The sequence below is a fragment of the Intestinibacter sp. genome, assembly GCF_034113885.1.
In the GTDB taxonomy this organism is placed as follows: Bacteria; Bacillota; Clostridia; order Peptostreptococcales; family Peptostreptococcaceae; genus Intestinibacter.
Window position 1 is genome coordinate 1 of sequence record NZ_JAXEWM010000102.1, and the last position, 7,318, is coordinate 7,318.

Annotated in this window: 9 protein-coding genes; 3 read left to right on the forward strand and 6 right to left on the reverse strand. The window is 30.1% G+C overall.

The features are described from left to right. Positions 1–1,128: hypothetical protein (locus SPD90_RS06110; RefSeq protein WP_331680523.1), on the reverse strand; the 1,128-nt coding region annotated here is incomplete at its 3' end. A gap of 576 nt (positions 1,129–1,704) precedes the next feature. Here SPD90_RS06110 and SPD90_RS06115 point away from each other — a divergent pair. Beyond that, positions 1,705–1,923, forward strand: coding sequence for a hypothetical protein (locus SPD90_RS06115; RefSeq protein ID WP_320924640.1), 219 nt, complete (start codon positions 1,705–1,707; stop codon positions 1,921–1,923). A gap of 196 nt (positions 1,924–2,119) precedes the next feature. Here SPD90_RS06115 and SPD90_RS06120 read toward each other — a convergent pair whose 3' ends face one another. Next, positions 2,120–2,341 (reverse strand): NifU family protein, encoded by a 222-nt coding sequence (locus SPD90_RS06120; protein ID WP_320924641.1) that lies wholly within the window; start codon positions 2,339–2,341, stop codon positions 2,120–2,122. Between the two features lie 196 nt (positions 2,342–2,537). Here SPD90_RS06120 and SPD90_RS06125 point away from each other — a divergent pair, with 196 nt between their 5' ends. Beyond that, positions 2,538–3,155 carry a DUF5105 domain-containing protein gene (locus SPD90_RS06125; RefSeq protein ID WP_320924642.1) on the forward strand — a complete coding sequence of 206 codons (618 nt, stop codon included), beginning with the start codon at positions 2,538–2,540 and terminating at the stop codon, positions 3,153–3,155. Between the two features lie 150 nt (positions 3,156–3,305). Then, positions 3,306–4,193 carry a 4-hydroxy-tetrahydrodipicolinate synthase gene (gene dapA, locus SPD90_RS06130; protein WP_320625699.1) on the forward strand — a complete coding sequence of 296 codons (888 nt, stop codon included), beginning with the start codon at positions 3,306–3,308 and terminating at the stop codon, positions 4,191–4,193. 54 nt (positions 4,194–4,247) lie between these two features. Here the strand turns inward: dapA and SPD90_RS15220 are convergent, their stop codons facing one another. From SPD90_RS15220 to SPD90_RS06145, 4 genes are all read right to left on the reverse strand, one after another. After that, a complete protein-coding gene (locus tag SPD90_RS15220) occupies positions 4,248–4,388 on the reverse strand; it encodes a hypothetical protein (protein ID WP_331680524.1) in 141 nt (46 codons plus the stop codon). 65 nt (positions 4,389–4,453) lie between these two features. Then, entirely contained in the window at positions 4,454–5,254 is an 801-nt protein-coding gene (locus tag SPD90_RS06135) for a C45 family peptidase (RefSeq protein ID WP_331680525.1), read from the reverse strand. 2 nt (positions 5,255–5,256) lie between these two features. Beyond that, positions 5,257–6,138, reverse strand: a complete 882-nt coding sequence (locus tag SPD90_RS06140; RefSeq protein ID WP_320924643.1) for an AraC family transcriptional regulator — start codon at positions 6,136–6,138, stop codon at positions 5,257–5,259. A gap of 99 nt (positions 6,139–6,237) precedes the next feature. Then, positions 6,238–7,318 (reverse strand): leucine-rich repeat protein (locus SPD90_RS06145; RefSeq protein WP_320924644.1); only part of this gene is annotated, 1,081 nt, incomplete at its 5' end.

Below are 7,318 nucleotides of genomic sequence, written 5' to 3' on the forward strand. Positions count from 1 at the left end.
TACTGGACAAGGAAAATCCTCAACTTGAAAACTATCAGTATCAACAAAATATACTTGTTCAGGAGAAACTACCAATATGTTAGCTGGATTAATATCTCCAATAATAATATTTCTATCGTGTAAATATTTTATCTTTTTAAGAATTGTAATACATAATTGAACTGTATCTCGTTTTTTCCATCCTGGAAATTTTCTTAAAAACAATGGCTTTGGACCAAATACACTTTTTTGTAATTCTATCCCTTCTGCTTTTGGCATTAAATACCCCACAAATTCTTTATTTGAATTATAAACAATTTCAACTGGGTAACACACCCCTTGACAGTTAATTTTTTTTGTAAGCATCAATTTAATTTTTTCATACTTCCTAGCAGTTAAATTATCTTTTTTATATATTTTAGCAACATAAGGAGTGCTTGTTTCATAAACTATTGCTTCTCCTCCTGCACCTAATTCCTTTGTTAATTTTATTTCACCTTGTGATGTATACACAATCTCATTTTCAGATGGTATTCTCGATATGTTTAATTTTGTATCAGGAATGCTTGTAACTTCTGTACATACTTTAAATACTTTATGAGGTGCTAAATTTTTTCCCCTTACTCTTTTTTTATTTTCCTTCCAACTAAAGCTACTTAAATATCCCTGTTTATTAATTTTTTTAACTACAACTGATTTTCCTTTAACTGATTTACTATCATTCAATGCCAAAATATCCTTTGCTAAGTTATTATCTTGTGTAATCAATAGTAAATTATGTGTCATTCTAAATTTTGTAAATACTACTTGAAATACATTATCTGCAAAATTATCTGTTTCTTCACCACGTATTTCTACATATCCAGCACGAATCAATTTACTCAATATTATTTTGCAATTATTGGCACTACTGGATAAATCAGAATTCTGCTTATTATTTGAATGTTTTTCAAGTTCATCTATACTTCTCTTTGGAATAATTATCTTGCTATTATACATGTGTAGTATAGGAATAATATTATTCCAAAATTTATTCGATTCAGGATGTAATAAACTACATGTATCGATAAAAATTCTATAATCTTTTACATATTTCTCTAATTTTTCTCGATCAGATGTTTCTTTCCCTCTATCCCCTTCATTTGACATTTCTATACCTCCCTCGTATTAAAATAAATTCTTATTGCTTACACTATTCAATTTAATATCCATGCAAAATTATATATATTAATATAAAAAATTAAATTATAATACATAATTCACATAGTACAGATATCTATTTTACTCTCTCTAAACTAATCCAATTATAATCATATAGACCTGCATAATATAAATTATATTTCTTAAAAAATAGATACTCATATTATAATAGTGCAAATGTTTATCAAAACAACTAATACTATTTTACAGAACATAATGGTTTCTAATTATAACCATTTAATTGCTTTGATTAGAATTTATTTTTATTATACTAACATTACTGAAAAATATCAATTAAATTGTCGAACTATTTGCACAATATATAAAAATCAGTATTTCTTATCTTTTGCTTATTTCACTTGTTGAGTGACATTCCAAATTTCTTTTGAACAGTATCCACGATACTGACTTCACATTCATTTTGATATTTTTGAAAATCAGAATCTGATAGATTTATTCATAATTTTATGATATAGTTTATTAAAAGAACGAAATTATAATTATTCTAAATAAGGAGAGTACATTATGAGTTATTTATTATGTTTTACCAAAACAGAAAAAGACAAAGATACTATTTATGTAAGTAGAGAGTATTATGATAATTTTGAAGATGCAATAGAAAGATATACATTACTGTGTACCACTCGTGAAAGTGTAACTTTATCAAATTTAGACAAAGAAGAAATCATACGCCAATTAGTAAGAGTTGATCGTTATGATATGTCAGCGATTCAAATTTACTAATATTAATCATCATAGTAAGAGTGAAAGGGACTGTCACACCAAGAAATAGGATGATGCCCTTTTTGTTGAAAAAATAAATCCCAATCTCAAAAATAATTATTAAATTAAAATACTGGAATGAATTTTCATTCCAGTATTTTAATTTGATAATTATATCTCAGTACAAGATAATAATTTTGTTTGCTCTTTTTATTTATTAAACACCAACTACTCTAGTAACACCTGGTACTTCTTTTACTAATAGGTTTTCTATAACAGCTTTTAATGTCATAGTAGCTCCTGGGCAACCTGCACAAGCACCTTGTAATCTTACTAATACAGTTCCATCATCAGCAACATCTATTAATTCAACGTCTCCACCGTCTCTTTGTAGTACTGGTCTAACTTTATCTAATACTGCTGCAACTTGTTCTTTCATTAAGTTCCCTCCCTTTATAATTGTATTATCTATATAATTATACACTAACAAAATTATATTCTCTACCATTTTATGTATTGTTTTTATCTCAATATATTTTTTTATTCAAAAATACTGTATAATATGTATAAGAAAATCTTTATATAAAAATATACAATCGAGATTTTCTATATTAATTTATTGGAGGGAGAAAAAAATGAAAAGAAAATTATTTAGTATTATTTTAGCCGCAATTTTTGTAATTTCTTTAGTTGGATGTAGCTCAGCTAAGCCAGAAGATACTGTAGATGTATTTTTAAAGAATACTCAAGAGCTAAACCTTGAAAAGATGGCAGAAAGCATGAATCCTGACTTAAAAGACTCTTTCGATGAAATAACAAGTGAGGAATCAGATGATTCATTAAGCAATTATTTAGATTATTTTAGAAAAAATGCAGCAAAAATGACTTATGAAATCAAGGGTGCCGAAGTAGATGGAGATAGCGCAGTTGTAACTGTAGATTTCAAATATATCGATGGAACTGACGTACTTGAAGATGCATTTGCTAAAGCGTTTGAAGAAGCAATTTCTCAAGCCTTTGCTGGTAGGGAAATGAGTGAGGAGGAAATAGAAGATTTATTTATCGAAACTCTAAATAGCTCTGAATCTGAAGGCAAAGAAACTTTCGCTACAAAGACAGTAAAAATAGACTGTGGAAAAAAAGATAATAAATGGTATATAGACGATTTAGACGAGGATTTCTTTGACGTTATATTCTGTAATTACTTATCATCTATGGATGAAATCGATAAAAATCTAGATGAGTTAGAATAATAGATAGATTTACATATGGGATATTGTGCTGACTTCGGTGCAATATTCCTATTTTTTTGAGTAATATTAATAATATAAAATTCAAGAGAATATAATTCTAATAGGCAATGTACATATTGATTGCTTAATATTTTCGATAGGAGGAATTTTATGTTATTTCAAGGATCTGCAGTGGCTTTAGTCACGCCTTTTACTAAAGAGAATAAGGTCAACTACGATAAACTAGAGGAACTAGTAGAGTTTCATATAAAAAACAATACAGACGCCATAGTCGTATGCGGCACAACTGGTGAGGCGAGTACCTTAGATGACAAGGAGCATGTAGCTGCAATCAAATGTGTCATCGACGCTGTAAACAAGAGAATCCCAGTGATTGCCGGCACTGGCGGAAACGACACAGAGCACTCTATCATGTTGAGTAGAATCGCTGAGAACTTCGGTGCCGATGGGCTTTTAATCATAAATCCCTACTACAACAAGGGAAATAAATCAGGTATAAAGGCTCATTTCACGAAAATCGCCCAAAGTGTAGAAATTCCAATAATTCTATACAACGTCCCATCTCGAACAGGAGTCAATTTATCACCTAAATTAATCGCTGAATTAGCTTATGGTGTGGAAAATATCGTTGGAATCAAAGAAGCGAGCGGAGATATGGCTCAAGTGGCTGAAATAGCAAGATTAGTCGACGATAATTTTTCGATTTATTCAGGAAATGACGACTCTACTCTGCCACTTTTATCTCTAGGTGGAGCTGGCGTTATCTCTGTTCTCGCAAATATATGTCCTAGAGAAAGCCACGATTTAGTATACAGCTTTTTATCTGGAAATGTAGAAAAATCAAGGGAACTTCAACTAAATATGAAGCCTCTAATAGATGCTTTATTTGTCGAAGTGAATCCAGTTCCTGTGAAGACTGCTATGAATTTGCTTGGTATGGATGTCGGTAATTTAAGGCTTCCACTGAGCCATATGGAGGCTTCAAATATAAATTTATTAAAACAGGAGCTTAAAAATTTTGGATTTGACTTAAAATAATATTTAAACTAAACAGATAAAAGAGGATATCGACAAATATCCTCTTTTATCAATCTATTTTATTTCGAAACGAACATCTTCCTTAAACTTTTTACGACCTGGGTTACCTTCTACCCTCCATATTTTTTTATTTTTTAAATCATAAACTACTGACCAAACAGTATCGGCATTAGTTTTCCTATCATATTGGCACATAAATCCATACTTCCCACCGAGTAAATTCATCGCAAAATCTAAATCATACTTATCTTTATTATTGATTAAAGCTTTTTCGCTGTTTCATATCTATCACAAGAACGCCAGTCATCTATTTGAGGATTTTTGTAGTCTTGCATTTCAGCAGAGTTAAAATTATTAGCTGTTGCCACAAAATCTTCACCAGCCTGTGGTGTTATAACTACTACTTTTTCAGAATTACATTCAACTACAGCTATATCACCACTTTTATCAGCAATGGTTATCGTTTGTTGTGATGCTATAGGTAGCATTTTGATAGCTGTAATTGCCTCTTGCGTAGTTTTACATTTTTCAAGAATATATCTAAGTAAGATTCCCGCATTAAATCCTGGTTTTGTCAATTTCGGATATATAAAAGTTAAGCCTACCGCCAAACCTTCTTCATTTACTCCATCCTCCATTTGAACAAAGGCTGTAGTATTTCCATTAAATGCGTAAACATTGTCTAATTTGTAAATACAGTTCATATATAATTTTTCTAAATTTACTAAAAAATCACTATTTCTACCAAATAATATTTGATCCTTGTTGTTTATTGCAAAACAAGTACATTTATTATCAAATGAAAAACAATACATAGAAAATAACATTCCACATAAATATTCAAATGAAATTTCATTTCCATCGGCAATACCTTTTACTTCTTGAAGTATTTCAGGGTAATATTTTTCAAATATCACCTTACATTCTTTTCCAAATTGTATTCTTTTTTCTCCCACTTCATAAGTTGGACAATTATCTAACTTTTGTCCTCTTTTATTTAATAATGCTCCCCACTTATAACCTGCTTCATAGTGAGATCCTTTAAATCTTCCATGATACATAATTACTTAGCCTCTCTAACAGGTATCCAAACCTCAAACTGAGAATTTGTAAAATCTTGATTTAGATAAACCTCTATATCAGGTGCATCTGCATATTCATATCCTGAAGTAGGAAGCCATTCTGTTACAATTCTCTTTTCAACATCTTGTATTGCAGTCGGCATAACTCCATTTCCTTTAAAAACAGCCCATGTATTTGCAGGAATTATATACTCCTCTAATCCCTCAATTACTTCTTTATCAGTTTGAACTGCTATATAGTATTCCCAATTTTCAACATTTGCCATACAAGCACTGACACCTAGTACTCCATTTGAATTTGAATCCATCATAGATACTATTTTTGCTAATCTACCATCTTGACCTACAGCTTGCCAAAACGCTGGTACCATTTTGAAGTTTTCCTCCATGCTACTTTCGTTGATTTCACCATTAACTCCATTATTAAGCAATATTTTAGCTCCTACTATTCTCATTTCACCCTTTTTAACTATACTATATTCCATTTGCTTTACTCCTTTAACTGTTATTTTAAAACTAATAGGAGGATGTGCCTTTAGAAAAGTTCCTTCCTTTTGAGCCTTCGATGGCGATACCTTGTGAAATTTTTGAAAAGCCCTATTAAAAGCTGTCGGTGATTCATATCCATATTTTATGGCTACATCTATCACCTTATCTCCTTTTTGCAAATCAAAAGCCGCCTTTGTCAACCTTCTATTTCTTATATACTCAGATAACGGCATCTCTGCCATATACGAAAACATCCTCTGAAAATGATAGACACTGCAACCAGCTATTTGAGCCAATTTCTCGTATTCAATTTTATCATCTAGATTTTGTTCAATGTAATCTAGTGCGTTATTTAATCTTTTTAACCATTCCATTTGCTCATCTCCTATAAATACAGTATAGTTTTTTATCTAAAATAAAACCTCTCACTTTGCGTTCAAATTATGAGAGGTTCTATATTTTATTATATAATTTTATTTACCTAATAACTTATTTACAGTTGTAAAACTATTTTTATATTGTGAATAAACTGTATACTCATTGCCAGCTTTATCCCTATAAATTACATAAGCTGCTGCTGTCATTTTTGTATCAAATTGATTAGATGGTATATTTATTAAAGTTCCTAAATAAGTTACATAATTTTCTTGTTCATTAACTTCATAATTTATTTTACCCATAGATTTAGCAGCATTTGTAATATCCAATGTTAAAGCTTCACCTTCTGCTAGTAAAACATATGGAAGTATTAATGTACCTTTTTCTACTATTTCATCTCCATCATTGTAAATTTTTGTACCGAATCTTATACCACTGTGATTATTTACTACCGCTTTAACTTGTGCTCCAAGCATTTGAACATGAGCCCATTTAGCTTTATATGTTGTATTTTCTGTGTATTGGGCACCTGATTTATATTCTGTAGTTATATCGTCGACATCTTTATACCATCCTACAAAAACAAAACCATCTTTAGTAGGAACACTTGGTGTATAATCTAATGCTGTAGTATTTTGAATATCTTTTTCTATAATATCTTCACCATTATTTGGATCAAATTTAACAGTAATTTTATTACTTAAATCGACAAACTCAAGACTATATTTTTGAGCATAAGCTTCTGCTTTAGAGCCAGTATATCCATATATAGTTACATATCTACAATTCTTAAGTGCATAATCTTCAAGTTTTGTTTCTTTATTTGGAATTGTTATACTTTTTAAGTTAACACATGAATCAAATGCTTCTCTTGATATAGTCACCATACTATTTGGAATTTCTATACTTCTTATACTAGTGCACATATAAAATGCGTCTAATCTTATACTTTTTACTCCTTCTGGTATTTTTACATTTTTTAACTCAGTACATCCACAAAATGCATATACAGGTATACTCATTAAAGTACTTGGAATCTCTATGCTTTCTATACTTGTACAGCCTTCAAATACACCTTGAGACATACTTTTTAGCCCTTCTTGTAACTGAACCTCTGTTAAGCTTTTACAATTTTTAAATGCAAAAAAACCTATAGATTCCACAGTGCTTGGTATT

Excerpts from the sequence above, each read along its gene's own strand:
- SPD90_RS06140 (WP_320924643.1), bottom strand. The coding sequence starts at position 6,138 with ATGGAATGGTTAAAAAGATTAAATAACGCACTAGATTACATTGAACAA.
- SPD90_RS06125 (WP_320924642.1), top strand. The coding sequence starts at position 2,538 with ATGAAAAGAAAATTATTTAGTATTATTTTAGCCGCAATTTTTGTAATT.
- SPD90_RS15220 (WP_331680524.1), bottom strand. The coding sequence starts at position 4,388 with ATGTGCCAATATGATAGGAAAACTAATGCCGATACTGTTTGGTCAGTA.
- SPD90_RS06120 (WP_320924641.1), bottom strand. The coding sequence starts at position 2,341 with ATGAAAGAACAAGTTGCAGCAGTATTAGATAAAGTTAGACCAGTACTA.
- SPD90_RS06135 (WP_331680525.1), bottom strand. The coding sequence starts at position 5,254 with ATGTATCATGGAAGATTTAAAGGATCTCACTATGAAGCAGGTTATAAG.
- dapA (WP_320625699.1), top strand. The coding sequence starts at position 3,306 with ATGTTATTTCAAGGATCTGCAGTGGCTTTAGTCACGCCTTTTACTAAA.
- SPD90_RS06115 (WP_320924640.1), top strand. The coding sequence starts at position 1,705 with ATGAGTTATTTATTATGTTTTACCAAAACAGAAAAAGACAAAGATACT.